Consider the following 710-nt stretch of genomic DNA (forward strand, 5'->3'; position numbering starts at 1 on the left):
GTTTCCCGGAGTGGGTACTACGCCTATACCCACAATCTGAACCGTCCGAACCCAAATCAGCCGATTATAGACCAGATCGCCCGGCAGCAGAAGAGGTGCAAAAATACATATGGCTATCGCCGGATGCATCTGTGGCTGGACAAAAACGGTTGTCACAGGAATCCCAAAACGATTCTCAGGATTATGAAAACCAACGGTTTGCTGTCTGAAATCCGCAGACGCAGGCAGTGGAAGCAGCTGGGGCAGCAGATTCACAGGTATGAGAATCTGCTGAATCGGGATTTCCATACAGAAAGACCCAACAGCAAATGGGTCACAGATATCTCTTATATCCATACAGAGCAAGGCGTCCTGTATCTGTCCATGATCCGGGATCTGTACGACAACAGCATTGTGGCTTACAAGACTGCAGCCCAGCAAACAGTGAATCTGGTGCTGGATACCATTCACCTTGCCATGAAGAAAGAGAAGGTCGCTGGGGAGTTGCAGCTCCACAGCGACCAGGGGTTTCAGTATACCTCACAAGCGTACTTTAACCTGACTAAAGAATACGGCATTACCCCGTCCATGTCAAGGCGGGGAAACTGCTATGACAATGCTATGGCCGAGAATTTCTTTGGTATTCTGAAAACCGAATGCATTTACCGACAAAAGCTCAAAACGTTTCAGCAGGCCAACGACCTGATCGACGAATACATTCACTTCTATAA

1 protein-coding gene is annotated in these 710 nt (G+C 48.3%); it reads left to right on the plus strand.

All coding sequences use genetic code 11. The annotated features are described in order from the left end of the window. Positions 1-36: 36 nt before the first annotated feature. Positions 37-710, plus strand: a 674-nt coding sequence (locus JCM17207_RS09575; protein ID WP_238317443.1) for an IS3 family transposase, incomplete at its 3' end; no start/stop codon positions are given.

Origin of the sequence: Faecalibacterium gallinarum, from assembly GCF_022180365.1 — a bacterium.
Classification (GTDB): Bacteria; Bacillota; Clostridia; order Oscillospirales; family Ruminococcaceae; genus Faecalibacterium; species Faecalibacterium gallinarum.